The following is a 26,706-nucleotide window of genomic DNA, read 5'->3' on the forward strand; positions in this document are numbered from 1 at the left end:
GAAAGTTTAAAAACCTTTTTAATGAAGACTGGGAGAACGAGTAATTAGTGGTGATGCTCATTAACGGAAAAGCGTCTGAAGCCGTTGTGGCCGCACCTCGAATAGAGCTCAAAGTGCACGGAATTTACAGGCACGCGTGCCCCAATTGTGGAGGGCCCATTAGTGATTTGAGGCTCCTCTACAAGGCTCCCTGCGAGAGGTGCTTGCCCGAAGACCGGTTTAATAGGGTAATTAGCGAGGTTAGCGGTGAAGCCAATAGGTTAGAGCTATTGAAGAAGTACCGGGAACTCTTAACAGTTGAAGGTAACATCAAGAAGCTGGTCGATGAGGAGGCAGAGCTAAATGAGTTCGAAGAGTTCTTTAAGAGCGCTACCAGGGGTTTTAAAATGTGGAGCGCTCAAAGGATGTGGGCTAAGAGGCTATTACGAAGGGAATCCTTTTGCATAATTGCACCAACGGGAACAGGTAAAACCGTCTTTTCACTCGTGGCTACACTATATAGGGCCCTTAAAGTTAAAGGGAAGAACAGGAAATGCTACTTAGCATTCCCTACAACACCCTTACTCCTACAGGCATGGAGTAAGCTACTTAAGTTTGCTGAGAACATCGGAGTTAAGGTTTGTACACAGGACGACTGGCATAGCGACTGCCTCAGAGTAATATGTATCCATGGAAGGCTGAGTAAGAGGGAGAGGGAATTCTACGACGAGAGATTGAGGAACGAGGACTACGACATCTTGCTAACCACAAGTGCTTACATGCATAGGCATGGAGACGTTATACCTAAGGGGGTCTACGACCTGGTAGTGATGGACGATGTAGATGCTGTACTGAGAAGCGGTAAGGCAGTACAGAGGTTGCTCAACGTGCTCGGTTTAAGTGATGATGCCGTAAATAAGGGGCTTGAACTAGTAAAACTTAAAGCTAGAATGGGCATTCTACCCCCCCAGGAGGCCGAGAAGACGAGAGCTCTCATAGAAGGCCTCGAAAGAGAATTAGAAGAGGCTAGAAGGGCGGTAAGTGATACTGTATTGATAGTTAACAGCGCTACTGGTAAACCACGCGGTGCCTATTCCAAGCTATTCCGCGTGTTTCTAAACTTCGAAGCAGGCGCTAGGCCGGAGGCCATTAGGAACATAGTAGATACATACGTAATACCGCCTCGTGATAAAGTCGAAGAGGTATTAATAGACATTTTAAGGAAGCTCCGTGGAGGCGTCCTCGTATTCGTCACCGTGGATAAGGGCATCGAGTACGCAGAGTACCTCGCAGCGAGGCTTAGGGAGCACGGTCTACGCGCAGAGGCTTTTCACTCGAAGAAGCAGGTAGGACTAGTGGAAAGGTTCGCGGCGGGCGAGATAGACGTGATGATCAGCGTTGCAACGTATTATGGGGTTATGGTGCGCGGAATAGACCTACCCGAGAGAGTGAAGTACACCATATTCGTTGGTGTCCCAAGGCACAAGTTCAGCACGAAGCTTGAGGCCGTGCCACCGGCAGATCTTCTCAGGTTGCTCGTAATAGCGAGAGAGGCCCTTGAAGGCAGAGAAAGGGAGGAAGCAGATGTTCTCATCGGCCGGATTGCGAGGAGATTAAGAACAATGAGCCAGGGTGCTTTAGCCGTTTTAAGAGAAAAGCTCCTCCAAGCCTTGCAGGGAAAAGAAGGGGGGGAAATGCCAATACTCAAAGACCTGCTACGGGCATACGAGATTATTAAAAACAATTTGAATAAACCGGGTTTCTTGAACAAGCTTAGTAGACTAGGAGATGTGGCGTTAATTAGCGAAAACTCAGAAGTGTTCATCTTAGTACCCGATGTTGCAACGTACATTCAAGCAAGTGGTAGATGCTCGAGACTTTATCCAGGTGGCATCACGAAAGGGCTATCGGTAATAATTGTAGACGACGAAAGGCTCTTAAATGGATTGATTAAGAGGCTACGCTGGATCTTTGAGGGCTTTAAAATTTCAAAGTTGGAAGAGATTGATCTTGAAAGGCTTATCGAGGAGATCGAGGAAGAACGCGAATTCGTGAAGAAGGTCCTGAGTGGTGAAGTACAAGCTGAAAAACAGCTCGAACTCGTTAAAACTGCTTTACTGGTGGTTGAATCGCCTAATAAAGCTCGCACCATAGCGAGCTTCTTTGGAAAGCCCAGTATCAGGGTGATCGGCGAAGGCATTAAGGCGTACGAAGTGACAATCGGCAATTATATACTTGATATTGTTGCGAGTGGAGGACACGTATACGACCTGGTGGTAGACCAGGTATTGCCGGAAGCGCGTGGCTTCAGGCAACTATATGGCGTATTGGTGTCAAATAACGAAGACGAATTCATTCCCGTATACACCGATATAAAGAAGTGCGTGGATGGGCACCAATTCACCGAGGAAACACTAACGTGTCCTCGATGCGGGCGCCTAGCTGGTAGGAAACTCAATGTAATAGATGCCCTTAGAAAAATAGCCAGCGAGGTGGACGTAGTGTTCATTGGGACGGATCCCGATGCTGAAGGCGAGAAGATCGCGTGGGATCTCAAGGTGCTCTTAGAGCCGTACTCGGAAAGGGTATGGAGAGTCGAGTTTCACGAAGTAACGCGGAGAGCCGTCATCAACGCGATACTTAACCCCAGAGAGTTCGACCACCGGCTCGTGGAAGCCCAGATCGTGAGAAGGGTGGAAGATAGATGGCTTGGGTTTTCTCTCTCAGAGATAGTCCAGAAATATGCGTGGAAAGTATATTGCATAAAGTATTTATGTGGCAAGCACGTGGAAGACCTCCAAAACTGCTTTAGACCTAATAGAAACCTAAGTGCAGGTAGAGTTCAGACCCCTGTTTTAGAGTACGTGATAGAAGAGTACAGAAAACACAAGGATCCAGCGTTCTTCAGCTACGTAGTCAGAGCGTGCCTCGAGGGAGACCGTAGACTTCGAGTAACGTTAAGCCACGAAGACGTGAAGAAGCTCGGTTTGCTAGATCGCGACGGCAGGCTGATCGGGTTCGGCAAGAAGGGCAAGGTAACGAGGCAACTGCTAGCGTTAGTAACGGTAGATGTCCTCGAGGAACGTGAAAACGAGGTCATGCCTCCTCCGCCCTTCACGACTGATACGTTGCTCGAAGAAGCGTCCAGGTTACTGGGCTTTTCCACAACCAAGACCATGGAGCTCGCACAAGAACTTTTCGAAATGGGCTTCATAACGTACCACAGAACGGATAGTACTCGAATAAGCGATGCAGGAATAGATGTCGCGAGGCAGTACCTCGAAGAGAGGTACGGACCTGCGAGGTTACTGGAGGTCTTTAAGCCTAGGACGTGGAGCACGAGCGGGGCACACGAGGCGATAAGACCTACTAGGCCTATCGATGCCGATCACCTCGCCGAGCTTTTAAGGGAAGGTGCCATTATCACTGTGACCAGGGTGACAAGAGATCACCTTAAGCTCTACGATTTAATTTTTAGAAGGTTCATTGCGAGCCAGATGAAGCCCGCGAAAGTGCTTAAACAAAAATTAAAAGTGGAGTTACAAGTAAACGGTAACAAGATCGACGTTGAGAAAGACGTGATAGTGGGTATCTTGGATAAAGGCTACTCGGAAATCTACGAGAATATTCAAATAGAATTGGACCGGTTTGGTGGTGAAGGGGGCAAGATAACCGGCTTTATCGAGGACGTCAAGAGGCAGAAATACCCGTTACCGAGGTTTCACGATGTAATAAGGTGGATGAAGACGTGCGGCATTGGCAGGCCTAGTACTTATGCCAAAATAATTCAAACGCTCATAGACAGGAAATACGTCGCTGTCTCCAGGGTACGGAAAGCGTTTATCGTTAAGCGTCGGGGGAAAGAAGTGTTTGAGTTCCTCAAAGAATTGTACGGAGACCTCGTCAGCGTCAATAAAACAAGTGAGCTCGAAAGAGACATGGACCTGATCGAGAGAGGCGAGGTCAGCTATCAGCAGGTGTTAGCTAAGATATACAGGGAAGTTACTGAGCGTATCATTGGTAGAGAAGCAGACGCACAAGAACACGTAAAGAAGGAGCTGAAAAAATTCGTAAAAGAGCTCGAAGAAGGGGCTCACCCGTTACCGAGGGAATGCGTTGAAGGGCTTCTGCCGTGGATATCACCATAGGCGGGTTCAAAGTCATAAAGCTCTACGAAGAGGTGCCCGGTTGGAGACTGGGCGTAGTCCACATGCCGATCATCAAGGCAGCTTTCTCAATGAACATCGACAGCATAAGGCACGTAATACGCTATGCCGGCAAGATCGGCGTTAAGACCCTTGTACTACCGCCATTTATGCCTTACGGGGTGATCCCTAGAACTCTGAACGACGTATCGGCCATAAATGCCATTAGCGTCAACAAGAAGAACCCCTACATCAGGATACTCAGGCGTCTATCCCGCCTAAACCTCCTCTCACTCGTATCCCCGCACGTTTTAGAAAAGTCCCGCATTGGGCCTTCTATCTCAAACATATTCATCGACGGAGAGACAGGTACCTGTAGGTTCTTCTCGAGAAAAATAGCTCTTTCTGCGAAAGAGCTGGAGCTGGGTATAAGACCTGGTAGTAAGCTGGATATCATAAGCGACAACTACTTACGTTACACTGTGCTACTAGAAGAGGATCTTTTAATGCCAGAGCTCGCGAGGTTCCTGGCATTTACAGGCGTTGATGTGATTATCACCTCTACGTGTAACGGTGTACTAGAAGGCATGGGGCTGGTGGATCTGCTCCGCTCGCTCCAGGTGTTCGTATTAGCTCCCATAGTACACGTTGGTTCAGTCGTAGGAGGGGTATCAAGTAGGTTTGTAAGCACGTCGACCCTCATAGCCGTGCCTAACGGTGAACTGTTCGAATACAGCGGTAATGAGGGCGGGGCCATAATAACTATTCCGCTTAAAACACTCAAAGAGTCTAGAAAAACCAGTGGTGCTGACAGGTTCGCACTTGCTTTAAAAATATTAGCCAGGTACTTGAGAAATATAAATGTCACGGAGACGAAGATGCCGGTAAGGACTGGAAGCGTGATGCCACTTGACCGATGAAAAGGTCATATTGCTTAAAACGGGGAGTTTTGGGGATCTCGTAAGGCTCGCCGCCTCAACCATCATACCACACCAGGTCATGACTTACCTGATAAAATTCAAGCACAGGGATAAAGTAATAATCGGGTTGCTGGGAGTATTCAGAGACTACTACAAATATTATGGATTACCGATATTCTACTATTATTCTTTCGACTCCAATGACCCTGTAGCAGTAGATGCGAACTACATTGTTATATATACCGGTGAAGACAGGTACGAACTATCGAAAAACCCGAAGCCTGGAATATCGATTCCGATAGTAACGCTAGCGGAAAAACCAGCATTTATTCCAGATGAGATATCGTAGAAGCACAGTATGGCCACTACCGTGGCCTTAAAATAATCCTCACGTCCATGACCTGCCAGTACTCTACCTCCTGGTCTGGCGTTATCCTGCTACGTATCGTCTCGTCTATGGCATCTTTTGCTATTTCAAAGACCTCGAATGTCTCCACGTCCATTACTTGAACCTTATCACCAAGATCGGCTATTACCCTTCCAACCCTCTTCTCCACCATGGGGACTTCGACCTGCGTGTCTACGGGCGCTACTAGGACTTTTTTAGATTTCGAGATGAGGCTCACGGCGATCACAGTAGCCTTGGCACTTCCGTGTTTACCCGTTTTAGCTCTCGATATTTCAATTATTTTACAGGGTTCTCCGTCTATTACTACAAAGCTCCCTACCTTTAGGTTACCTAGCGTTTCATACGTCTTGCTCAAACAGTTCACCTTTCTTGAAATACCGTTTAGGCTTTAATAAGCTGTAACATAACCTTAAGTGGTTTCGCTAATAACCCTCGCCACGATGAACCTATTGTAGTCAACAAGCACTTTGATGTAACCGGTCAGCTTTGCATCGGTGGACTTATCTCCGGTGTCCACTAAAAGGGCATTTACATCGCGGATCTTCCTCTCCGTGGATACCACTATGATGTCCTCCTTATTTATCATTGAAAGGACTCGTGGGGATATTTGCTGGTTCCCCCTACCAAACAGAAACCCCTGACCTCCAATTGGGGTAACAACCAACTTAACCTTGCCATACCGTTCAATTACGTCTAGCAGGTCTTTTTCCCACGCATCTTTTACTAGCAGTTCGCGGTTCAGCACCACGTCAACGCCCAGTAGTGTGCAGTCCAAGCCTAACTTTCTACATACCGCCTTGACGGTGGAACCGGGTCCGAGTATGTAAGGGGTATTAGGTTCCATGGTCTCTACGATGTATTCTGCAATTGCCTCCTTGGCTAACTCCTCCTCCGTGCCGGAGTACAGCGTTTTCGGTGCTTGCACTAGATTTTCATAGCTCGGCACGAGCAGATAGCCAAACAGCCTAACTACGAGCCTGTCTTCCCTGAACGCCTCCTCGTCCACATCGAGAACTTCCCTCTCTACGAGCACGGTCATGCCTTTCAAAAACAAATCCAGTAGCCTGGCGGCTACGATGGGACTTACTGCGAACACCGAGCTGTACATCTTCACGCCGCTTGGTACGCCTATTACCGGTAATGAGGTGCTTACTGATTCGCATATGTCGCGTGCCGTGCCGTCGCCACCTACAAAGACCAGTATGTCTACGGAGCTCCTCATCTTGGTAGCGGCCTTTATGGTATCTTCTCTACGTGTAATCTCCTTCCGCTCACCAATGACTTCTACTAACTTGGCACTGTGTTTACTTGCCTTAACGGCGTCTTCGCCCATTACACCGGCTACACTCACTATTTCAAAGTCCTCGGAGTTGATACCGTTGAGGAACATCAGTGCACGTTGAGGTGCGACAGGCTTAGCACCGCGCTCTAGGGCCTTAAAGTAAGCTTCTCCATCAGTACCCTTAAGCCCTACGGAACCCCCCATTCCGGCTATCGGGTTAACTATGAAGCCCACTCGCTTGGAGGTCAAACTGCTCGCCACCATTTACAGGCTGGCTATTTTCGTTAGCTTCTCGGGCTTAAGCCTGTAAATGCCCTCTTCGAGCGCGTACACGCTACCAGACATGTCTCCGGGCAGATATTCCTTTATCGTTATGGAACCAGCGAAAACTGCCCCGTCACCGCTGTACGCTACTATGGTGTAGTACTCCTTCAAATTATCGTCACGAGGTTCGCGGAGCCAGTGAGTCAGGTACAGGTAAGGGGAGTCTTTGAAGAGCACGAGTAGTACCGTATTGAGGGCGCTACCGCTTAAGACGTAGTTCTTGGCCTCGCTGTATGCCTCTACGACGCAGGTATCAACGTTTTCTCCCCCTTCCGCGCATGTAAGGACGTAATCCATTACGTAGTGGCCGAGTAGTTCCGAGTCTACGCGGATCCAGGGATACACCCCTAGCTTCTCGGCGAGTGCTCTTTTATCTGCACCCCCGTTGTGTACGAACCACGCCGCGCCGTTATCGGTTAACCTCATGAATGGATGCACGTAGTCTATGCCGTAAGGCTCTTTCGCGGATGCTTTACGTGCATGGAGTACGAGGTAGAGCGGCTGGTATTCGCTGATCTTCTTCGAGAAGAGGCTGATCACCCTCCTCGAAGACTCGTAGTATATTGGCTCTAGTGACTTGTGGTGAGCTACAACGGGTTGTTCCTTCAAAAGCCCCGCCGCGACGAGCCCCCACCCGTCGTCATGCGACTTGTGCTTGCCTCTACTGACCCGCTCCAGGTATGGGTCGTATTCGTTGCTTAGTACGAACGAGTTCAACACCACATCAAGGAGGTCTTTGTTGGTTTTGGACAGTGCTAGTATCCTACACATATTAAGCCCCTTTACCCGTAATGACTTAGCAGGGTATTTAAGAACCGGCTGCTCTGCGTAAATGAAACCAGATGATGAGGGATCCGAACTCCGAGTGGACGATGAAGAGCTCTGTAGGCTGAAGAGCGTCGTGTCAAGTTAAATTGCCCCTGGCTACAGTACACGGCTACTCTGAGCAACTAAGAGATAAAGCACACTTCAACACTGTGCTGATTGGGGCAAGCGACGAGCATGGAAGTGTAATTGTAATTTAAGAACGTTATGGATGGGGCTCATTTAAATTAATTCTAGTCCCTTTCTAAACGCTAGTAGCGAGGGCTTAATAGCGCGCTTCGATATGACTAACCCTATAGCCTCTTCAACGTTGCTCGTTTTCAAAATCCCCGACATCTTTATAAACGCACCAAGAACCACCATGTTTAAGGCCCTCGGATTTCCCGATTCAACTGCTGTTTTTCTAGCTGGTACTATTAGCGCTCCGGGTGCCAAGGACTTTAACCTTTGAATTACGTCATCTCGGCTACTCTCCGGGGTGTTGAAGCTCACTGAGTACGGTGGCCTATACTCGTTAGCCGCGATGAGCTTCCCGCCGGGTTTGAGGTAGTGGATGTTCCGCAACGTCTCGTAGAGTTCTAGGCCGAGTAAGTAGTCCGCGTCTCCTGGGCTAAATATTGGCGAGTAAACCTCTTCACCTATCCTCACATAGCTGACGACGCTCCCATACCTTTGAGCCATTCCGAGAGTTTCCCCCGTTCTAACCTGTAACCCCTCCAGCGTTGCCGCCACCGCTAGAACCCTGGCGAGGGTTAAACCGCCCTGGCCACCAACAGAGGCTATGAGTATATTCGTGATTTTCATTCCACCACCTTCACCGGCTTAATCGCTTTAAATGCACAGAACCTGGCGCAAATTCCGCAGCCGTTACAATCCTCTTCGATTATCACGGCCTTACCAGCTTCCATGAATATGGCAGGGCAACCCGTAGATGCCAAGCACGCTTTACACCCTCTGCACAGATCTTTTTCAACGTAGTACCTGAGAGCGGCGCCCTGCGTTCTAACTTCTAGTAGCGCGCACGGATGCCTAGCTATGACAACGTTTACACCCGGCTTCGATAGCATGTCTTCGAGGATGCCGATCATCTCGTCGAAGTTGTATGGATCTACTACGACCACGTTATCTGGCCCGATGGCCCTCACTACATCTTCTATTGGAATGGACTTCACCTCTCTTCCAGTCTCGCTCACTTTCCACGCGGGAGTGGATTGGTGGCCGGTCATCGCGACTACGCCGTTGTCGAGTATGAGGACTAGTAAGTTAACCTTCTTGTTTACCGCTTCAATTAATGACGGTATTCCAGCGTGGTAAAACGTAGAATCCCCAATAACCGCTACGACAGGCTCTTTGAAGCCGGCGATTTTTATACCTGCAGCCATTGATATGCTCGCTCCCATACTGTGCTCTGTCCACAACATGTCTATGGGAGGATATACCGAAAGGGCGTAGCAACCTATGTCGCCTATTATGGGGACGTCACTGAGTTTTAACCTCCTCCTAGAAATCGCGATCTTTAGCGCTAAGAATGAGAATCTGTGGGGGCACCCAGGGCATAGAGGCGGGGGCCTTGGAGGCACCTGTACTTGGGGTAGTTCGGTGGCCTTTGCGTGTACTCCAAGAGCTCTCTCGACGATATGCTTATTCAGCTCACCTTCCAGCGGCGTGTGGCCTGTGAGCTTCCCCCTCACTGGGGCATTCAAGCCCATTTCAAAGAGTAGCGCCTTCAAGCCTTCTTCGAGGTAGGGATCCAGCTCCTCGACCACTATTATCTCCTTGCACCCGGCTAGCGTCTTCGTTAAGAACCTTGCAGGAAGCGGATATAAAAGGCCTAGCTTAACGATTCTCGCGTTTAAACCACGTTCTACTGCAATCTCCTTCACGTAGTTATACGCTACACCCTCCGTAACCACACAGACATCGCCGGATCCCTCGACCTTGTTTAGGTCGTACTTTTCCGCCGCTATCTCCACGCGCGCCAGCTGGTCGTCAAGCCATTTATGCCTTTCAAGGTTCCACTTCATGCCGGCTCTCACAAACCTGGGAGGGTTTTTTGTGAACCTGGGCTCCCGGTTCAGCCTCCTCACCTCGCCGAGCACTACGTCTCCCACAGCGTGGTTTACCCTCGTGGTAGTCCTCAGTATTACAGGTAAGCTCAACTCTTCGCTTAGATCAAAGGCTATCTTGGTATAGTCCTTGGCCTCCTGGGGGCTTGATGGCGAGATCATCGGTAACTTAGCCAATTTCGCGTACCACCTACTGTCCTGCTCGGTTTGCGTGGTGTGGGGTCCCGGATCGTCGGCGACCAGTACTACGAGGCCGCCGTCCACGCCGGAGTATGCCGCGGAAAGAACAGGATCTGACGCCACGTTTAGGCCCGGTGCTTTCATGGTTGCCATAGCTCGTAGCCCGGTAATTGCAACCCCATAAGCTACCTCGAATGCAACGCGCTCGTTTACTGCCCACTCTACGTACATGTCAACAAGGTGACTACTGTACCTTTGAAGAGCCATTATAACTTCGCTAGAAGGCGTACCGGGGTACCCGGTAACAACCTTCGTGCCCGCTTCTATGATACCACGCGCAATGGCCTCGTTACCCATTAGGGCGAGCCTGGTTCCCGGGGGCGCCAGGAGGCTCATTTAGTGAGCACCACTAGCCTATATATGGGCTAAACCTAAAAACGGTATTTCACGCTATTACGCACTACCGGCTACCCTTAGATGCCTCAGACTGCTTAGCCTCCTCTTCAAGCTTCTTCAACTCTTCCTCGATCTCCCTTTCTATTTCTTCAATAGGTTTGGGCGGAGGTGTCGTGGCAAGCGTGTAACCAATCCACCCCAGTATGCCGAAAACGGCGACTACTGCAACTATGAGAGTTAACTTCGTTAACCAGACCCAGAAATCGCCAAAGAGCATTAACCACGCGTACGCGACGATCACGACTATGGATATTGCTACGAGCAGCCACCCTATCAGCTGATCTCTACTCATAAATGACATTCACCTGTGTTCAAGGAAACTCTGAGAACACATGGGCGTAATAAACTTTATAAATGAACGTTTACTAACCGAGCTCGGCAACGATCTCTGCGTTAACGATCCTCGCCTTACCCCCGGTAGGTTCAACGAGCTGTGTTCCACAAACCTTGCACTTTCCGGGAAAGGTAGCGTGGTCGAAGACTACATTTTCAGCACCGCAGTTTTTGCAGACTACCTTGTAGAACCTGCTCTTGGGCATTGGTATAAGTAGCTTTCTCTTCTTCACTATTTAGCCACCTCCACGAGCTCGGCCTTCTTCAGCCTAATGCCTCTTCTGTGCACTATGTAACTGCACTTATTGCATTTAAGTTTTAAGACGACTTTCTTGGTTGTCTTTGCAAACCTCTTCTGCTCGGGCTTTCTCTTGGATCCGTAACCCCTCTTTTTCCTCTCGTACCTTCTCTCACCTTCGGCAATGCCCCTCCTCTTACCGTGCTTGTATATCGTTACTGAGTGCTCTGTGTGTGCTCGACATCTCGGGCAGTAGGTCACTATAACTTTGGGGTATTTCGCCACGGTAAACACCTGCATATAGCGCTACTGCACTAGTTTAAGCTAGAGTTTTGAGTGTTTTAAACCTAACGCGTAAGCAACCACGTTTGTTAAAACGTGGAGGGCGAGGATCAAGAGTAGCGTTGTGACCACATAAAGAGGCCTTAACACGACGTCCCCGATGCCCAGTAAGTAGTAATACGCCGTTACAGCAAGCGCGAAATCCCACTGGTCGAGTAGGGGCGCGGGATCTCCGGGTTTGATGCTAAGTCTTCGCTTAATAAACGCCCCTAGGAGGTCTCCTAGAAGAGCAGAGAAGCCAGCACCTAGGGCTAACAACGGGGTTAGGGGCTCGCCTAAGAACGCTCCTATGCAGGAGCCGGCAATATAAGCCCCGATGACGCCCAGGAGCAGCCCTTCCCACGTCTTGTTTTTCCCAAAAATGGGCTTATTGTCGACGAAGAGCTTGCCTCCGTCAATTGGCTTGGTCCCTCCAATCAGGACGGGGAAGGCGTTTGCGATCATTGGGGGTAGGTAGTACCTCAGTACCCACAGTAAGTAGTCTTCGGGTTCAATCAAGCCATTCGACACCAGTTTCCGTTATTTTGAAGGAAAGTTTATTAAAGCTCGCTGGAACGGGGGTTTTCGCGGGCTTAATGTACCTTCTACCGGCTTCTTCGGTGAAGACCCCTATGACGGTGTCGAAGTAGTAATCCATGATCCTCGATCCGGATGCCTCTAAGTCCCCCCTCTCCCCCACTCTAACCTGTGCGGTGGCGAAGAGCTTTCCCCTGTGCCCCGCTACCGCTTCAAGCAGCAAGCTGATGATAAAAACCTGCTTTGTGAGAGCGCTTTCTCTAAGCGCCTCTACGCGGAATAGTGCATTTATACTATCGACGAAAACGAAGACCGGTCTTAGCAGGTATGTTGCGATGGCTAGTCTTAAGAGGGTATCCATGTCGTATGCTTCGGCGAACAGCGCTTTCTCGTACTTTTCCGGGTTTTTTGCAACTCTCTCGTAGTGGAGGGTCTCTTCAGTTGATATGTAAACGCAGTCGTGAAACCTACACACGTTGCTGGCAATGGCTAATAAGAGGGTGGTTTTGCCAGCGCCTGCAGGGCCGTAGAAAAGTACCGCCGTCGAGGGCTCGATCACGCCGTCTAGTAACCTGTGACCACTGTACACGTCGTATATAAGCTATCACCAAGACAATCTAATAATGACGAGGAGCTTATAGCTAGAAGCAACGGTCGGTGCGTTTTGCAAAGGAGATTACTAGTACTGGCAGTATACGATCCGAAGTGGTTCATGCAGGCCATAAAACTGGCTAAACGACGCGGTATCGCGTTCAGCTATTACTACCCGGGAGAAGACCTGCCTCGGGGGAGCGTTGTCTATACAGATTTTGAGTACATTTTAGGGGAACTTGAGGGTAGGAAGGACTTGTTGATAATATACGATCCGCAGAGAAGCTGTAAAAAGCTGGAAGAGGCCATACTAGCGTCCATGTACAGTAGTGGTTATAGAAGCGTGATCGTCGGCGTAGATCCCGGTGATGTACTCAGCTACGTCATTCTCGGAGACGACTACCTCCTGCTTTACGGTGAAGGCGGGTTAAAAGACCTTGACGAGGACTTTAACTACGTACTGAGCTGCGTTCCGCACGATGAGATCAGGGTTAAGGTCGGCACGGGTCACAAGTGCGGCGAAGTTGTAGAGTACATTAAGAAGAAGTACGTTAACATCCCACTAGAGCTAGTTGACGAGACGAGCACATCTCCGAGTAGAAGTAGGATAGACGAAGTAGTTCACTCTGCAAGGAGATTACGCGGCCTCAAACCCTTCAGGCACAAAGACATATATGCAGCCTATAGGATAGCGCTGAGTAAGGGCGTAGAGGTGCTGTAGTAGAAATGCCCATCCTGAAACTAGCGAAGGATGAGGCGGTTAAGCTGTACGGTCCAATGTCTGTAGTGGTCAGAAACGGCTGTATAGATGTCCAGGGAAAGCTCGCCTGCACCGGTGAGAAATTCATTATACACAAGGCTAGGAACTACGTCGCAGAGGCCGTGGACAGCTGCGAACTCGAGGTCGCGATGATCAACGATTCGCAGATACAGACGCTGGATTCCTCCGACCCCTACCGAGTGAAGAAAAACATCGCGCGGGAGATCGCGAAACGCGGATTTAATCGCGTAGTGGTAGTGGGTTGCGTAGACTGCGGTAAGACCTCCTTTACCACTGTGCTTTACAACACTCTATTAGCGTGCGGGCGCAAACCCGTAGTTATTGACGGGGACGTAGGGCAGGCGGACATAGGTCCCCCGGGATTCGTGTCGGCGGGCTACTCCGAGAAGCCCGTGTACTGGATTAACGAGTTAAGGCCCCTAATTATGAGGTTTATAGGTGACATAAAGCCCCAGGGCTACACGCAGATCATTGTAAACGAGATTGTGAGACTAGTCGAGGTAGCTGAGGGGGAAGGCTTCGACAGCGTAGTGGTGGATACTGATGGCTGGGTAAGAGACGAGCACGGAATACTGCACAAAAATACGCTGGTAGAGGCCTTGAAACCGGACGCGGTGGTGGTTCTCGGTGAAGAACTGGGTGGCTACTTCACGCGTTTTAGGAAGCTAGGAATCGCTGTCTACGAGGTTCAAGCCCCAGTATATAGGAAAGTAAGAAGTCGCGAGGAACGGAGAGTACTGAGAAGCCTAAGATACCGCGAGTTCCTTGAAGGCGCCCAGGTGGTAAGGGTAAAAATGGACAACGTTCTGATCGAGGGTTGTAGTGTGTTCCACGGCCTAGAGGTAGACACGTCTAGTGTGTCGAACTTCATAGAAGGCAGGGTAGTCTACGCCTCCAAGCTACCCGGCGTCCTCAACGTCTATGGCATAGTTAAGAGCTACCAAGGCGATGAGCTAAAGAAGCTGGGCTACGAGAAAGTCCGAGTATACAATCAAGGCTTTGAGAAGGGCTTGTACTGCGCAGTCGGTTCGTTGAACGGCCCCGAATACCCCTGCTTAGTTGAGAAATTCGACTTTGAATCTCGCGAGGTGGTTTTAAGAACAAGGTATACAGGTAAAATAGACGTGTTGAGGCTGTCTAGAATGAAGCTCACCCCTGAGTATTTAGAGGAGTATCTCGAGGTGTAGGCATTGGAGCTGGAGTACCTCAAAAAAACAGCATCACGGATGGGCAAGCGCGTAATTGAGCATGGCCTCATAGAGCGCGAATACGATGTTACCAGGATTAGTTATATGAACAGAGATGCCCTGGTTTTCTTTAAGGTCAAGGAGCTGGAAGATGTAGTGTTATTTTCTAATCTCCTGTCAACGCGTAAGGACATTATTTCACTCCTAGGCGTTAATAGCCTGGAAGAAGCGTATCTGGCGGTCGAAAGGGCTCAGCAAACTCCTACATCACTCGAACAGGTGAACTTCAAGGACTACTTCGATGAGGTTGAAGTAGACCTTTCGAGGCTACCATTTTTAAAGTTTTACAGGGAAGACGGGGGTTACTATTTAACCAGTTCAGTGTACATAGTGTGCCACGAATCTACGTGTAATGCGAGTTATCACAGAACGATGTACTTATCCAAAAATAGAGTAGTTCTAAGAGTAGTACCGCGGCATTTATACCACATCATCTCGAAGTTTTTCGAGGAAGGTAGGGACGCACCAGTAGCGCTGGTCCTCGGGCTCGACCCCTACCACGAAATGGCAGCTGCCACGAGCCCTCCACTAGGTATTTTCGAGGTAGGGGTTGGTGCATCCCTAGGTGGTGAACGAAAGGTTGCTAGAACTCCAAAATACGGTATTCCCGTACCCGCGAACGCGAGCATTGTTATCGAAGGAGTCATCCCCAGAGGCGAGAGGGCCCTTGAAGGCCCCTTCGTAGACATGTTAATGCTGGTGGACGGGGCCCGTGAGCAACCAATCTTCATCGCGGAGAGCATGTACCTGTCGAGAAGGCGCCCTCTGCTGGTTCACGCGATCGTGCCGGGCCTCTGGGAACACCAGCTATTCATGGGATTTCCCCGAGAAGCGCACATGTACATAGAACTAAAGCGAGTATTACCGTGCGTTAAGGCTGTCAGGTTGACGGAAGGGGGATCCATGTGGTTGCATGGAGTCGTGTCTATTAGCAAGGAGTGCTCGGAGGGTGATGCGAAGTTAGCCGCGCTTGTTGCGATCTCCGGGCACCCGAGTATTAAGCACTTAGTTATAGTGGACGATGACATTGATGTGGATGACTTGGAAGACGTTGAATGGGCGATAGCTACTAGGGTTAAAGGCGGAAGCGACGTACTCGTCTTGAGAGATGTGCGGGGAAGTACTCTTGAGCCTAGAAGCAGGGAGGGCGTTGGGGACAAGGTAGTGGTAGTAGCTATAACACCCAGAAACGAGCCCTACGACAAGTATAGGCGCGCGGAGATACCGTAATGTACCTCACCGAAGAGCAGGAGAGAATACTACAAGGCGAGTACGGGTGGGCTGCCGCCAAGGCGCTAGAGCTTATAGTTAAGGTGGGCGATGCTGTCGGTGCTCGAGAACTCGTCGAGATAAAGCACGCCCACGTATCAGGAATATCGTACTCTAACATCGGCAAGTACGGGCTAGAGTTCATACGGGACTTCTACGGGAAAGGGGGCAGGGCGAAGGTGTACACAACAATAAACCCGGGTTGCTTAGACTACTCCGGGCTGTCTAGAATTGTAGAGAACAGGTACGTGGAGGAGCAGCGCAAAATAGACGAGGCTCTGATCGGGATGGGGTTCAAACCCGTGCTCACCTGCATTCCATATTACTACAGACCCCCTACAGCGGGCGAGCACCTGGCATGGGGGGAAAGCAGCGCCGTAATATATGCCAACTCCTTTTTCGGAGCCTACACTAATAGGGAAGGCGGCCCAGTAGCGCTTGCTGCATCCATAGTCGGGTACACGTACAAGGCCGGGCTACACCTAGACGAGAACAGAGTTGCCAGGGTAAAGGTAGAGGTGCCTGTGAAATTACTACACCTACCGGCTGGAGCTCTAGGCCTGTGGATTGGAGAGTTCGTTAATGAAGTGCCTTACGTCGTCGGGCTCAAGAACATTGATATCAGTGAGCTTAAAGCGCTCCTAGCTTCCATGGCTTCCACCGGGAGTCACGCACTCGCGGTGTTAGAGGGTATTACGCCACGTAACACATACCGCCTCGAGCTGGAAGACAGGGTTACAGTAGAGGAAGACCTGCTAGAAAATTACCTAGGCGATGACTTATCGGGCGACGACAAAGTATTAGGCTACATTGGCTGTCCGCATGTACACCCGGTGGAGCTACTCGTAGTAATTAAATTACTGGGAAAGTACGGTCGCCCTAAAAGAGGAAAGCTACTAGTTACGGTTCCACGAGAGTACGTGTCCAAGTTCCGGGGTATCATTTACGAGCTTAAAGCACGTGGCGTTGATGTGGCTGCAGGTACCTGTCCCGTCGTTTCACGCCTTCGTGAGAGGTTTGACGCAGTGGTCACTAATAGCGGTAAAGCAGCGTTTTACATTAAGAAAGTATACGGTGTTAGGGTAAGGCTCGCTAAGCTAGAGGGGGTCGTAAAGTATGTATGCGGGAGTAAGGGTTAGGGTAAAGCCGATCATCCCGGGGGAGTGTAAAGGCAGTCTTTTAATACTAGATCGTCACATAAGCTTTTTCGGCGAAGTGGACCCCGAAACGGGATGTTTGAAGGAGGGAGATATAGACATCTGCATTGACGGCAAAGTACTCGCTTTTAGGGGTAGCCGGGGTAGCACAGTCGGCCCATACGTCCTTTACGCCTTGAAGAAAAATGCGAAGGCGCCGTTGTGCATGCTAGTTGAAGAGGTGGAGCCCATGCTCGTAGCCGGGTGCGTTCTCGGGGATATACCGCTATATGTCGTTGAACCTTTTTCGGTGCTTTCTGGGATTCCTGATGGAGCGCACGTAGAAGTCAGGGAGGGGGAGCTCTATGTACGCTGGTAGTGGACTATTCGTAGTACTAGAGGGTATTGATGGCTCCGGTAAGACGACGGTAGCTAGCATGCTAGTGGAAAAGCTCAGTAAATTGGGCTATAGCGTTGCCTACACGTACGAACCAACGGACTCCGAGGTGGTTACCTTAATGAAGACGAAGTACAGGGATCTCCGTGACCCCTACATAGATGCACTGACGTTTGCACTAGACAGGCTACTACACGTCAAGATCACGATAAAACCTCTTTTAGAGAAGGGCTACGTAGTAGTCTCGGACAGGTACTTCTACAGTAGCGCTGCGTACCAGTCAGCGTGCGGTGCACCGTTAGAATGGGTATTGGAGGTCAATGCATGGGCGTTGAAGCCGGATATCGCCGTTTACCTCGACGTAGAGCCCGAGCTAGCATTGAAAAGGAAGCTCGGCTCTTCTTCCCGCTTCCCGGAGTTCGAGGAGGTGCTACTCTTACGGAGGGTTCGCGAGGCGTACTTGGAGCTCGTCAAGCGCGGTCTACTAATTAAAGTTGACGCTTCCAGGAGCGTAGAAGAGGTCTACAGCGACGTTGAAGGCGCCGTTCTAGGAGCGTTAAGATCAAGGGCTACTTCTTGGTAGCGTGTTTTAGCCTCTGAATGCGTTCAAGCACCTCTAGCCACCTGATCAACTCCGCCGGGTCTACGTCAGAGTTACCGGTCAACGTTTCGATTGTTTTAAGGGCGTGAACCTCCAAGCGCTCCAGTACATTAGCTAGGTATGTCCTAGCGTAGACTTCCCTGACCTCCTCATCCGTTTTCACGACGTGAACCCTGCCGTGAACTGGGCACACTATCTCGCCGCTCTTAAGCTTAAATAACGGTAAGTTGCAGCCCTCCACGGGGCATATCTCGGCCAGCATCACCGCGCCGGACTTCAGGAGCTCTGCCATTATTTTCGCCGGATCCCTGCTTAGCCCCATAAACAGACACCTGAAAACATATAAGCCAAGCTACTCTTCCTTCTAAACAAGAAGACTGTGTATACGTATTTATAAAGAGTAACAGGAGGTGGGGTTCTTGAGTAGGATTATAGATAATGAAGCGCGGATTAAGAGCGCGATTTACATGCTTGTAACTATAATTAACGATACGGCCGTGCCCAGAAACATTAGGCGGGCGGCAACGGAGGCGCTCAATTACCTGCGCGATGAAAGGCATTCACCGGGCGTTAGAGCTGCTAACGCCATTAGTGCGCTGGACCAGGTTAGCCAAGACCCCAACATGCCGCTGAGCGCGAGAACGAAGATCTGGCAGATAATAGCGCTCTTAGAGACCATAAAGGATTGAAGCCGCTTAGTGGCCGTGCTTAACTCCTCGAGCTAGGTAGATCCCTGCATGGTAAGTGTGAGGGTAAGGGGGATTTACGCGACCGCCATTTCGAAGATACTGCTTGAGAGCGGCTTCAAGCTCGTAGAAGCGAGCGAGAAGGTTAGAGAGAGGCTTGGAATTGATCTTGACGCTGCACCATGTGATGTTACGGTAAAAGACTGCGAGAACGTAGACGAGCTTCTCGTTGTAGGGTTTCCAGGAGAGGCAGGGCTCGTCTACAAGGTGTTATTAGATAGCTTAAAGTACGTGTTTAGGTGGGAGTCGCCTGTAGAGTTGCACGCTGTTTACGTTGGTAGAGTTACCAGCAAGCAAGGAGAACTATGCGTAGTCGACATCGGTGGAACTCACGGTTCTCTGTACCCATGTAAAGAAGAAGTTGGTAGTAAAGTAGTAGTGGGCGTGAAAAAGCCCCCGTTAAAGCCCCAAGAACGGCTTATCTTGACGAGGAACTTCAGGATTGTTGGTAAGTATATTGCCCTAGTGCACGGAGAGCCCAGAATCTCCTTTTCCGAGCACATACGCGACTCAAGTGTAAGGGCGAGGCTCTCGGTGATCGCGGCGTCGAAGCTCGCGGGTAGTGGTTTAGGAATACATTTTAGAAGTAGCTCTAAGTACGCTGATAGCAGGTCCATCGCTAGCGAAGTAGACGTGCTCCTAGAAGAGTACAGGAACCTGTTAAAGCGCGCAGAAGAAGCGCGCGAGCCCGCGAAGCTTAGAGACGGCGAGTTCATAGCTATATTAGGGCTTACGAGCCTGGCTAAGCAGCTACTTGACGGGTATAGGAGACAAGTTACGTACACGATTGACATGCACCACAGCTTAAAGTCCATGGGATTAAGCGACTTGGTGGACTTCGCCGAGCACCTACTCATGCACAGTAGTGGGGGCAGGGGCGAGGGTACAGGTGCCGGCGTAGCTACTTACATCGTCAAGAGCCTGCTAGAAACAGGTACGGTAGAATTCCTCCATGTAAGGCCTACTGGCGAGGTAATAAGGCTCCAGCCGGGCAGGGTCGTAAACGCCAGGGTCGAAAGCAACAAGCTAGTCATGGTGGTGGAAAGGACCATCAAGTCGGAGGGAACATACGACGGGCTGAATGTCGAGAGAAGGCCCGGTGACGTGGACTACGTCGTGGTGGATACCGGTAAACCCGTGCTTTCCCACAACTACCATAGGGCTGGTAGCTGGCTGGGATCGTACATAAACATAAATACGCCCCCAGAAGTAGCGCCCGGGGTGGTTAAGTACCATGACCTGCTAATAGACGTCGTAATACACCCTTCGGGAGAAACCAGGCTAGTTGACGTGGAGGAACTTGAAAGGCTACGTGAACAGGGAGCGGTAACGGACGCGTTATACCTGTACGCTAAAAGAGCTGTCGAAGACGTGCTCGCAAACCCCTACGGCTACGTTTATAACCCGTCGAGGAATCTAGAGAAATAGGTGCGGGGGTGCCCGAGCTTGGTCAAAGGGGTCGGGCTTAGGACCCGATGGCGTAGGCCTGCGTGGGTTCGAATCCCACCCCCCGCACTCGCATACCCTTATTTTCCCTAGGGCTACTTCCTATAACTTTGGTGGTCTAATTGAAGCTCTACGAGTATGAAGCCAAGGAAATAGCCTCTAAATACGGAATCCCGGTACCGCGAGGTAAGATCGCTAAAACACCCGATGAAGTTGCATACATTGCAAGGGAGCTCGGACCTGTAGTGATTAAGGCACAAGTACTTGTTGGTGGACGGGGGCTCGCTGGTGGCGTTAAGGCCGCGTCAACCCCCGAAGAGGCCTTTAGGATCGCCAGCTCGCTACTAAGCTCGAGTATACGCGGCGAGAAGGTAAACGCCTTGTTAGTTGAAGAGAAGGTCTGCATTGCGAGAGAGCTCTACCTGTCCCTAACGGTAGACCGTACCGCTAGGAAGCCCGTGTACCTTGTCTCCGAAATAGGTGGCGTGGAGATAGAAGAGCTCGCGAAAAAGTACCCGGAGAAAATGCACAGAATATACGTTGACCCCGAAATAGGCTACACGGATTACATGAGCCGCGACGCCCTCGTAGCCTTGAACCTGCCCTGGAGCGCCCTAGGAGAGCTCTCACCGCTCATGAAGTCCATGTACAGGATAATGCTCGACTACGACGCCGAGCTGGTGGAGTTTAATCCACTCGCATACACGTGTGAAGGTAAGCTCGTGGCGCTGGACGCCAAGATCATCATAGACGACAACAGCCTCTACAAGCACCCCGAGCTACAGAGGCTCCATGGAAGGGACCTATCAGACTACGAGAAGAAGGCTAAAGACCTTGGCTTCAGTTACGTAGAGTTAGACGGCGATATAGGCGTTATTAGCAACGGTGCGGGTTTAACGATGGCCACGATGGATTCGATACTGTATTATGGTGGTAAGCCGGCAAACTTTCTAGACATTGGCGGTGGCGCTTCAAGGGATCGAGTTAAGGAAGCCGTAAAGCTCATGCTAACCCACCCGAGATCAAAGGTCTTGCTGATAAACATCTTCGGTGGAATAACGCGCTGCGATGAGGTGGCCGCGGGCATCGTAGAGGCTTTAAGAGAAGTTGGCGTTTCCAAGCCCATAGTCGTGAGAATGCTCGGTACTAACGAGGAGGAAGGCAGGCGTATATTGAGAGAACACGGTATAGATGCTTACTTTGAAATGGATGACGCCGTTAAAGCCGTCGTGGAGCGCTCCAGGAGGTGACCTCCATGGGAATACTCGTTAACTCGAAAACACGGGCCATAGTGCAAGGTATAACGGGGAGGGAGGGGAGCTTTCACACCAAGTTGATGCTAGAGTACGGGACTAAAATAGTAGCCGGGACCTCGCCGGGTAAGGGAGGAAGCTACGTCCACGGTGTACCGGTGTACAACACCGTCTACGAAGCTGTGAGGGAGCAGGGCCCAGTGGATGCGTCAGTAGTATTTGTTCCGGCCAGGTTCGCGCCGGACGCCGTGTACGAGGCCGTGGACAACGGGCTGAAGCTCGTAGTAGTAATAACAGAAGGGGTATCCCTACACGAAGAAGTGAGGTTTGTGAATTACGCTAAGAAGCGTGGTGTCATAATCGTCGGCCCTAACACGCCGGGCTTAATGACGGTTGGCGAGTGTAAACTCGGCATAATGCCTGCACACGTGTTTTCCAGTGGACGTATAGGCCTCGTATCGAGAAGCGGTACACTAACATACGAGATCGCGAGGGAGCTCGGGAAGGCCGGGCATGGGATCTCAACGGTCATAGGCCTCGGAGGAGACCCGGTGACGGGTCTAGACTTCATAGAGGTTTCGGAGATGTTCCTCCAAGACCCGGAAACGGATGCTGTAGTGCTAATTGGGGAAATAGGAGGTGATGCCGAGGAGAGGTTCGCAAAGTACTATGGCGGACTTTCTTCGAAGAAGCCCGTAGTAGCGTACATTGCCGGTAAGACCGCGCCACCGGGTAAGAGAATGGGTCATGCAGGCGCAATAATATCGATGGGTATGGGAGACTACAAGTCCAAGAAGGACTCCTTAGAGAGGGCGGGGGTACCAGTAGCCGAGACCCCTTCGCAGGTACCTTTATTACTCGCCGGCCTCTTGAAGAAGTAGTAAAGTTTTTTACTTCACACAGCACTATAACAGCTTGGCGTAGTGCCGTGAAGGGGTTTTACATGAGTGTGCTCGAGAAGGTAGGGCCCGGCGAAAAGGCTCCCGAAGAGGTCAACGTGCTGATCGAAATACCCGTTGGTAGCGGCGTTAAGTACGAAGTCGACAAGGAAACCGGTGTGCTCTTCGTTGACAGGGTGCTTTACACGTCGATGGTGTACCCCTTTAACTACGGCTTCATACCAGGCACGTTAGAGGAAGACGGTGACCCCGTGGACGTGCTTGTTGTTTCCTACGATCCACTAATACCCGGCTCTGTGATAAGGGTTAAGCCAGTGGGAGTCTTGGAGACCGAGGACGAGAAGGGCTTTGACGCGAAGGTCGTAGCTGTGCCGGCCGATAAGATCGACCCGAGATTCCAGAACATAAAGGACGTCGCGGACCTCCCAGAAGCCATTAAGGAGAGGATCGAGCACTTCTTCGCGCACTATAAAGAACTGGAAAGGGGAAAGTGGGTCAGGGTACTGGGCTGGAAAGACAGAGGCGCGGCCTTAGAGAAGATTAGGAAAGCCATTGAAAGGTATAGGAAAGGCAAGGAGTAGTAGAGGGTAGGTGATGCGGCCCGAAGAGGCGGCAACTACCAGGGAGAGGATTGTTGAGATTTTAAGGAGGAGTAGTAGACCGCTCACAGTTGATGAGATAGCGAGGGAGCTCGGTACCGATATAGCGGCCGAAGACGTGTACGAGCACCTAGTGCACGCCGCGAGATCACTACGTGCCAGGAGCGGTGGGCGGGAAATATTAGTGATGGAGCCTCCTTACTGCAAGAAGTGCGGTTACGTGTTCAAAAACCTGAATAGGCCTAGAAAACCCAGTAGGTGTCCTCGCTGCAAAGGCGAGTGGGTGGCAGCCCCTAGGTTTACCATTGTCAGGAGAGGCTAGTAAACTGCTAGGAGCTTTTTAATTTCTCTCTTAAACTCCTCAGGGTCCCTGAGCAGCAGTTCTAACAGTTCCCTCGGATCTTTATGCCCTCTCGTCAGAGCGGTGACAGGCTTTAAGAAGGCCTCTAACATGATCAGGCTTGCCACCTCGGAGTTGGAGTAGATTTTCTGTATTACCTCGAAAACAAACTCCGGCTTCGTAATAAACGCTTCGAGTAAGCTCGATTTCAGTTTCAGCTTACAGTGCAGCTCTAGCAGTTCAAGTAGCCCGGGAAACTTGTTCTTTGCGTGCAACTTAATGTAGTCTACTACGCTCCCCGCCGCATCTACTGTACTAGTTAGCATTAACACGAGCTCACCTCTTCTCGATCACCGTTAAAACCCCGCCGCGAGTCTTGTACCACGTTAATGCGAAAAGTGCGAGCGAGAGCGCCGTTAGGTACGCGATCGACACCTCTGCAGGTACACCTTCGCTTAAGCCTATGCCCAGCCTGAGTAAGCAGACAATGTGCGTTACGGGGTTAGCAACTAAAATCTCTCTTAGTGGTTTGGTTAGCCCGAAGAGCCTGTAGTATAGTGGCGTGGCGACGATGACGAGCATCATTAGGGACATGAGTACGGGTTCTAATTTGTACCTGCTCCGAACGCTGAGCCCGAGAATTAGTGCCGTGAATGAGAAGATCGTCGTGGAGTACAGTAGTCCTAGCGCCATGTACGCTCCGTGTACGCTACCCGCGATGAGCACGAGTGTTACTACTCCGAGAACTACTGGTGTGGAGCTGAAAATCAACTGCGAGATGACGTTTGATGCTAGAAGCACTCTCAGCGAAACGGGTAAGGTGGCATAGAGCTCTAGCGCCTGCTCTTCAAACATGTTTGCTATGGATATAGCCGTCGGGTACACCAGCGCGGAGAACGACGTCATTACCAGGAAGCCAGTTAAGCCGGTTGCCAGTGACTCGGGGTTACCACCTGAAAACATCACTACTACGACGAGGTACGTGAAGGGCAGTACAACCGTGACCATTACGAGAGTCATCCAGAAAAGCCTGTACATCTTGAGCGTGAAGGACACGGACTTTAACAGGGTGGAGAGCTTCAAGGCTGTACACCCCTGATGTAGGACTCTAAGAGGGTCTCTATCGAGGGGTATTCGAGGTATATTTTAACGTCGTCCCTGAGTTCTCCGTTGAAGGCCAAGTTTTCGAGGTCTACTAGTGCGTCTAGTAAGGACCTGTACCTAGCAACTACAAGCCCCTCGTTGACAGCTATAACGCTTCTTTTCAGCAGCTGGGCCACCTTGTCAGCATACTTCGTCATCAACCTCACTTCTGCACCACCTTCTACTTTTTCGAGGGTTGAGAAGTGGTTCACTACCCTCCCGTAGACCATCAAGTACACCCTGTCGCATAGCCTCTTCACCTCTTCGAGGTCATGGCTTACCAGTAGTATGGTCTTCCCCCTGCTCTTTTCGTGTGCAAGTATGTCCCAAACCAATCTCTTCTTGAATATGTCGATGAAGCTCGTAGGCTCGTCTAGTATTAAGAGCTCGCTGTTCTTTATGAGTGAAAGCGCTAGTAGCAGTAGCTTTCTCTGACCCACGGACAGCTGGTAGCCCATTTTATCCCTAACGCCCCACAAGCCTAGGGATTGTAGTACTTCATGTACCCTAGTGTACGGTGTGCCGGATAGATCCGCGATGAACTTAGCCACTTCTATGACCTTGTGCGAAGGGTACACTAGTGGTAGTTGCGGCGTGTATGAAACCTCCTTCCTGATGACGTCTTGTTTTTCAACGGGGTTAGAGCCTAAAACTGTGATCTTACCGCTCGTCGGTTTAAGCACACCGATAACTTGCCTGACTAGCGTTGTTTTGCCGGCACCGTTGGGCCCCATGAGGCAGACGGCTTCACCTCTATAGACCTCCACCGACACGTTGACATTAGCCTTAATGCCGTTAGGATAGATCTTCGTAACCTTTTCCGCGGCCACTACGAGGTCACTCACCGGGCTCCACCAGCTCCCTGTACTTCGATACCGCGTAGGCGCGTAGGAGCCTCTCAAGGTGCTCTTCGCCGTAAAGTACTTTGAGGCACGTGGGCACGTTTTTCGACTTCAAGTAGATGCAACCACCGTAGCACATGGGCGCGTACTTGCAGTTCTTGGTGCACGGGGGATCGTAGACTACTGGGTGGAACTTCTCCGGCGATACCACAATGGTTTTTTCATCCACTATCCTGCCTATAGGTGTCCCGTACATGTACGCTGGACATAGGTAGACGTTTAGCTTTTCATCCACCGCGTACCCGTTTACGTACTTGCATATGCACGGGCCTTTAACGAAGACCTTGGAGATCTTGAATCCTCTTTCAACCGCGTACTCTAGTACTTCCACTATTTTCCTCGATACGCTCATATAGTACTCGTGGTAGTTCTTCGACGTCTTGAACGGCGTGTAGTTAGCGACCTGCTCGGGGTGTACAGGTGACAGGTCCACGGCTACGACCTTTTTTTGTAACCCCAAGTCTGCTAGGAAGTCCACTAGCTCGCGTGCCCTCTCGATATTGTGTTCATCGACGTTAACCCTTATGCCGATGCTCTTGTGGTGCTTATCTACGAAGGCGAGTGTGTTGTCCACTATCGTGCTGAATGATCCGCGGCCGTTCTTGAAAGGTCTTCGACCATCATGAACCTCCTTTACGCCGTCTACGGTTACTTGTATCGTATTAACCGCTGTAACTACCTCTTCCACGTCTTTGCTGTAAATAGTGCCGTTAGTTATTACTGCGAGCTCCTTCTTAATACCGTACTCGGAAGCGAGCCTCTCTACGTCTTTAACCACTTTCTTCGCCATTGAGGTATTTAGTAGCGGTTCACCACCGTAAAGTGCTATGGCTATGAAGTCTGTTCCCCCTTTAACCCTCCTCTCGAGTAGGCCGTGTAGACTGTGCCACTCTCTCTCTGAAAGATCGTAACCATCCATGCTGGGTCTTAGAGATTGGTAGCAGTATATGCAGGCGAGGTTGCAGCGGCTCGTGAGGCCTAGGAAGAGCGAAATGGCCTTTTTAGTGAATCTGAGTTCGCGTGATAGACGGTGATGTACCTCGTCTTCGAGGATGCCATCGTCTAGAATGACGTTAACCGAGAGAAGTTGCCTGTAAATTTCAGTGTCTGAAAGGAGGGGCCTTAAATCACCCCGCTTAATGGCGAGGCCTACTTCCCTATCAACTAAAAGGAGGGAACCGTGAAAGGTGTTGTAAACGAGGTCGAAGGAGGAGTTGAAGGGAAAAACCAAGTTGAACTTGGACAGCTTGACCACTATAGATTACCCTAATTACCCTAGTCTGGCGCTATGATGAGGCCTCCGCAAACGAGCGAGCAGTACGGACCACAGAAGTTGGGCTC

General features: G+C 50.5%; 30 protein-coding genes and 1 tRNA gene. 16 read left to right on the plus strand and 15 right to left on the minus strand.

Annotated elements, in window-relative coordinates; genetic code table 11:
- The first annotated feature begins 53 nt into the window (after positions 1–53).
- Genes rgy through QXU03_01535 form a run of 3 tightly spaced genes read left to right on the plus strand, consistent with a single transcriptional unit; the run spans position 54 to position 5,393 of the window.
- Entirely contained in the window at positions 54–4,127 is a 4,074-nt protein-coding gene (rgy, locus tag QXU03_01525) for a reverse gyrase (protein MEM2170428.1), read from the plus strand.
- The gene (locus QXU03_01530) at positions 4,112–5,044 is read left to right on the plus strand and encodes a hypothetical protein (GenBank protein ID MEM2170429.1); all 933 of its coding nucleotides are present in this window, start codon (positions 4,112–4,114) and stop codon (positions 5,042–5,044) included. The genes rgy and QXU03_01530 overlap by 16 nt, the downstream gene beginning before the upstream one ends.
- Entirely contained in the window at positions 5,034–5,393 is a 360-nt protein-coding gene (locus QXU03_01535) for a hypothetical protein (GenBank protein ID MEM2170430.1), read from the plus strand. The genes QXU03_01530 and QXU03_01535 overlap by 11 nt, the downstream gene beginning before the upstream one ends.
- A gap of 16 nt (positions 5,394–5,409) precedes the next feature.
- On the opposite strand, the gene QXU03_01540 is transcribed toward QXU03_01535, so the two are convergent.
- The 10 genes from QXU03_01540 to QXU03_01585 all read right to left on the minus strand — a co-directional run bounded on the left by QXU03_01540 (position 5,410) and on the right by QXU03_01585 (position 12,604).
- Entirely contained in the window at positions 5,410–5,808 is a 399-nt protein-coding gene (locus QXU03_01540; protein ID MEM2170431.1) for a translation initiation factor IF-5A, read from the minus strand.
- 54 nt (positions 5,809–5,862) lie between these two features.
- On the minus strand, positions 5,863–6,984 hold the full coding sequence (locus QXU03_01545; protein MEM2170432.1) for an ATP-NAD kinase family protein: 1,122 nt from the start codon (positions 6,982–6,984) through the stop codon (positions 5,863–5,865).
- Positions 6,985–6,999: 15 nt separating this feature from the next.
- A complete protein-coding gene (locus QXU03_01550; GenBank protein ID MEM2170433.1) occupies positions 7,000–7,830 on the minus strand; it encodes a hypothetical protein in 831 nt (276 codons plus the stop codon).
- Between the two features lie 276 nt (positions 7,831–8,106).
- On the minus strand, positions 8,107–8,688 hold the full coding sequence (locus QXU03_01555; GenBank protein ID MEM2170434.1) for an indolepyruvate oxidoreductase subunit beta: 582 nt from the start codon (positions 8,686–8,688) through the stop codon (positions 8,107–8,109).
- The gene (iorA, locus tag QXU03_01560) at positions 8,685–10,526 is read right to left on the minus strand and encodes an indolepyruvate ferredoxin oxidoreductase subunit alpha (protein MEM2170435.1); all 1,842 of its coding nucleotides are present in this window, start codon (positions 10,524–10,526) and stop codon (positions 8,685–8,687) included. Before iorA ends, QXU03_01555 begins: the two co-directional genes overlap by 4 nt.
- A 64-nt stretch (positions 10,527–10,590) precedes the next feature.
- Positions 10,591–10,878: a transcriptional regulator gene (locus QXU03_01565; GenBank protein MEM2170436.1), complete on the minus strand. Its 288-nt coding sequence runs from the start codon at positions 10,876–10,878 to the stop codon at positions 10,591–10,593.
- Positions 10,879–10,951: 73 nt separating this feature from the next.
- Positions 10,952–11,152, minus strand: coding sequence for a 30S ribosomal protein S27e (locus QXU03_01570; protein MEM2170437.1), 201 nt, complete (start codon positions 11,150–11,152; stop codon positions 10,952–10,954).
- Positions 11,152–11,442, minus strand: a complete 291-nt coding sequence (locus QXU03_01575; GenBank protein ID MEM2170438.1) for a 50S ribosomal protein L44e — start codon at positions 11,440–11,442, stop codon at positions 11,152–11,154. The genes QXU03_01570 and QXU03_01575 overlap by 1 nt, the downstream gene beginning before the upstream one ends.
- Before the next feature lie 39 nt (positions 11,443–11,481).
- Entirely contained in the window at positions 11,482–12,009 is a 528-nt protein-coding gene (locus tag QXU03_01580) for a CDP-archaeol synthase (GenBank protein ID MEM2170439.1), read from the minus strand.
- Positions 11,990–12,604, minus strand: a complete 615-nt coding sequence (locus tag QXU03_01585) for an AAA family ATPase (GenBank protein MEM2170440.1) — start codon at positions 12,602–12,604, stop codon at positions 11,990–11,992. The genes QXU03_01580 and QXU03_01585 overlap by 20 nt, the downstream gene beginning before the upstream one ends.
- On the opposite strand from QXU03_01585, the gene QXU03_01590 reads away from it, so the two are divergent.
- The 6 genes from QXU03_01590 to tmk are packed head-to-tail and all read left to right on the plus strand — an operon-like array spanning position 12,590 to position 18,019.
- Positions 12,590–13,327: a hypothetical protein gene (locus QXU03_01590; protein ID MEM2170441.1), complete on the plus strand. Its 738-nt coding sequence runs from the start codon at positions 12,590–12,592 to the stop codon at positions 13,325–13,327. The two genes, QXU03_01585 and QXU03_01590, sit on opposite strands and share 15 nt — an antisense overlap.
- Before the next feature lie 5 nt (positions 13,328–13,332).
- A complete protein-coding gene (locus QXU03_01595; GenBank protein ID MEM2170442.1) occupies positions 13,333–14,574 on the plus strand; it encodes a Clp1/GlmU family protein in 1,242 nt (413 codons plus the stop codon).
- 3 nt (positions 14,575–14,577) lie between these two features.
- Positions 14,578–15,864 carry a UbiD family decarboxylase gene (locus tag QXU03_01600; protein MEM2170443.1) on the plus strand — a complete coding sequence of 429 codons (1,287 nt, stop codon included), beginning with the start codon at positions 14,578–14,580 and terminating at the stop codon, positions 15,862–15,864.
- Positions 15,864–17,042: an aconitase X catalytic domain-containing protein gene (locus tag QXU03_01605; GenBank protein MEM2170444.1), complete on the plus strand. Its 1,179-nt coding sequence runs from the start codon at positions 15,864–15,866 to the stop codon at positions 17,040–17,042. Before QXU03_01600 ends, QXU03_01605 begins: the two co-directional genes overlap by 1 nt.
- Positions 17,020–17,418, plus strand: coding sequence for a DUF126 domain-containing protein (locus QXU03_01610; protein ID MEM2170445.1), 399 nt, complete (start codon positions 17,020–17,022; stop codon positions 17,416–17,418). Before QXU03_01605 ends, QXU03_01610 begins: the two co-directional genes overlap by 23 nt.
- Positions 17,405–18,019, plus strand: coding sequence for a dTMP kinase (tmk, locus tag QXU03_01615; protein ID MEM2170446.1), 615 nt, complete (start codon positions 17,405–17,407; stop codon positions 18,017–18,019). Before QXU03_01610 ends, tmk begins: the two co-directional genes overlap by 14 nt.
- On the opposite strand, the gene QXU03_01620 is transcribed toward tmk, so the two are convergent.
- Positions 18,006–18,359, minus strand: a complete 354-nt coding sequence (locus tag QXU03_01620) for an Sjogren's syndrome/scleroderma autoantigen 1 family protein (GenBank protein ID MEM2170447.1) — start codon at positions 18,357–18,359, stop codon at positions 18,006–18,008. The genes tmk and QXU03_01620 overlap by 14 nt on opposite strands.
- Positions 18,360–18,456: 97 nt before the next feature.
- Between QXU03_01620 and QXU03_01625 the strand changes: the two genes are divergently transcribed.
- The 7 genes from QXU03_01625 to QXU03_01655 all read left to right on the plus strand — a co-directional run bounded on the left by QXU03_01625 (position 18,457) and on the right by QXU03_01655 (position 23,302).
- The gene (locus tag QXU03_01625; GenBank protein ID MEM2170448.1) at positions 18,457–18,726 is read left to right on the plus strand and encodes a UPF0147 family protein; all 270 of its coding nucleotides are present in this window, start codon (positions 18,457–18,459) and stop codon (positions 18,724–18,726) included.
- Between the two features lie 48 nt (positions 18,727–18,774).
- A complete protein-coding gene (locus QXU03_01630) occupies positions 18,775–20,211 on the plus strand; it encodes a DUF402 domain-containing protein (GenBank protein ID MEM2170449.1) in 1,437 nt (478 codons plus the stop codon).
- A 2-nt stretch (positions 20,212–20,213) separates the two neighbouring features.
- Positions 20,214–20,298: transfer RNA gene (locus tag QXU03_01635), tRNA-Leu, on the plus strand.
- A gap of 53 nt (positions 20,299–20,351) precedes the next feature.
- Complete coding sequence (gene sucC, locus QXU03_01640; protein ID MEM2170450.1) at positions 20,352–21,479, plus strand: ADP-forming succinate--CoA ligase subunit beta; 1,128 nt, start codon at positions 20,352–20,354, stop codon at positions 21,477–21,479.
- A 5-nt stretch (positions 21,480–21,484) separates the two neighbouring features.
- On the plus strand, positions 21,485–22,363 hold the full coding sequence (gene sucD, locus QXU03_01645) for a succinate--CoA ligase subunit alpha (protein MEM2170451.1): 879 nt from the start codon (positions 21,485–21,487) through the stop codon (positions 22,361–22,363).
- Positions 22,364–22,425: 62 nt separating this feature from the next.
- Positions 22,426–22,962 carry an inorganic diphosphatase gene (ppa, locus tag QXU03_01650; GenBank protein ID MEM2170452.1) on the plus strand — a complete coding sequence of 179 codons (537 nt, stop codon included), beginning with the start codon at positions 22,426–22,428 and terminating at the stop codon, positions 22,960–22,962.
- Between the two features lie 13 nt (positions 22,963–22,975).
- On the plus strand, positions 22,976–23,302 hold the full coding sequence (locus QXU03_01655) for a transcriptional regulator (protein ID MEM2170453.1): 327 nt from the start codon (positions 22,976–22,978) through the stop codon (positions 23,300–23,302).
- Here the strand turns inward: QXU03_01655 and QXU03_01660 are convergent.
- From QXU03_01660 to QXU03_01675, 4 genes are read right to left on the minus strand one after another with little or no spacing between them, the layout of a single operon-like run.
- Positions 23,299–23,652 (minus strand): hypothetical protein, encoded by a 354-nt coding sequence (locus QXU03_01660; protein MEM2170454.1) that lies wholly within the window; start codon positions 23,650–23,652, stop codon positions 23,299–23,301. The genes QXU03_01655 and QXU03_01660 overlap by 4 nt on opposite strands.
- Positions 23,653–23,656: 4 nt before the next feature.
- A complete protein-coding gene (locus QXU03_01665; protein ID MEM2170455.1) occupies positions 23,657–24,403 on the minus strand; it encodes a hypothetical protein in 747 nt (248 codons plus the stop codon).
- Positions 24,400–25,308 (minus strand): ABC transporter ATP-binding protein, encoded by a 909-nt coding sequence (locus QXU03_01670; GenBank protein ID MEM2170456.1) that lies wholly within the window; start codon positions 25,306–25,308, stop codon positions 24,400–24,402. Before QXU03_01670 ends, QXU03_01665 begins: the two co-directional genes overlap by 4 nt.
- Positions 25,301–26,620 carry a radical SAM protein gene (locus QXU03_01675; protein ID MEM2170457.1) on the minus strand — a complete coding sequence of 440 codons (1,320 nt, stop codon included), beginning with the start codon at positions 26,618–26,620 and terminating at the stop codon, positions 25,301–25,303. Before QXU03_01675 ends, QXU03_01670 begins: the two co-directional genes overlap by 8 nt.
- Positions 26,621–26,706 lie beyond the last annotated feature (86 nt).

It is taken from the genome of Desulfurococcaceae archaeon (genome assembly GCA_038845865.1).
Classification (GTDB): domain Archaea; phylum Thermoproteota; class Thermoprotei_A; order Sulfolobales; family Desulfurococcaceae; genus UBA285.

Bases quoted from the DNA above. Each gene is read 5' to 3' on its own strand.
- ppa (MEM2170452.1), top strand. From the start codon at position 22,426: ATGAGTGTGCTCGAGAAGGTAGGGCCCGGCGAAAAGGCTCCCGAAGAG.
- iorA (MEM2170435.1), bottom strand. From the start codon at position 10,526: ATGAGCCTCCTGGCGCCCCCGGGAACCAGGCTCGCCCTAATGGGTAAC.
- QXU03_01620 (MEM2170447.1), bottom strand. From the start codon at position 18,359: ATGGGGCTAAGCAGGGATCCGGCGAAAATAATGGCAGAGCTCCTGAAG.
- QXU03_01595 (MEM2170442.1), top strand. From the start codon at position 13,333: ATGCCCATCCTGAAACTAGCGAAGGATGAGGCGGTTAAGCTGTACGGT.
- QXU03_01630 (MEM2170449.1), top strand. From the start codon at position 18,775: ATGGTAAGTGTGAGGGTAAGGGGGATTTACGCGACCGCCATTTCGAAG.
- QXU03_01555 (MEM2170434.1), bottom strand. From the start codon at position 8,688: ATGAAAATCACGAATATACTCATAGCCTCTGTTGGTGGCCAGGGCGGT.
- QXU03_01655 (MEM2170453.1), top strand. From the start codon at position 22,976: ATGCGGCCCGAAGAGGCGGCAACTACCAGGGAGAGGATTGTTGAGATT.
- sucD (MEM2170451.1), top strand. From the start codon at position 21,485: ATGGGAATACTCGTTAACTCGAAAACACGGGCCATAGTGCAAGGTATA.
- tmk (MEM2170446.1), top strand. From the start codon at position 17,405: ATGTACGCTGGTAGTGGACTATTCGTAGTACTAGAGGGTATTGATGGC.
- QXU03_01605 (MEM2170444.1), top strand. From the start codon at position 15,864: ATGTACCTCACCGAAGAGCAGGAGAGAATACTACAAGGCGAGTACGGG.
- QXU03_01610 (MEM2170445.1), top strand. From the start codon at position 17,020: ATGTATGCGGGAGTAAGGGTTAGGGTAAAGCCGATCATCCCGGGGGAG.
- QXU03_01550 (MEM2170433.1), bottom strand. From the start codon at position 7,830: ATGTGTAGGATACTAGCACTGTCCAAAACCAACAAAGACCTCCTTGAT.
- QXU03_01565 (MEM2170436.1), bottom strand. From the start codon at position 10,878: ATGAGTAGAGATCAGCTGATAGGGTGGCTGCTCGTAGCAATATCCATA.
- rgy (MEM2170428.1), top strand. From the start codon at position 54: ATGCTCATTAACGGAAAAGCGTCTGAAGCCGTTGTGGCCGCACCTCGA.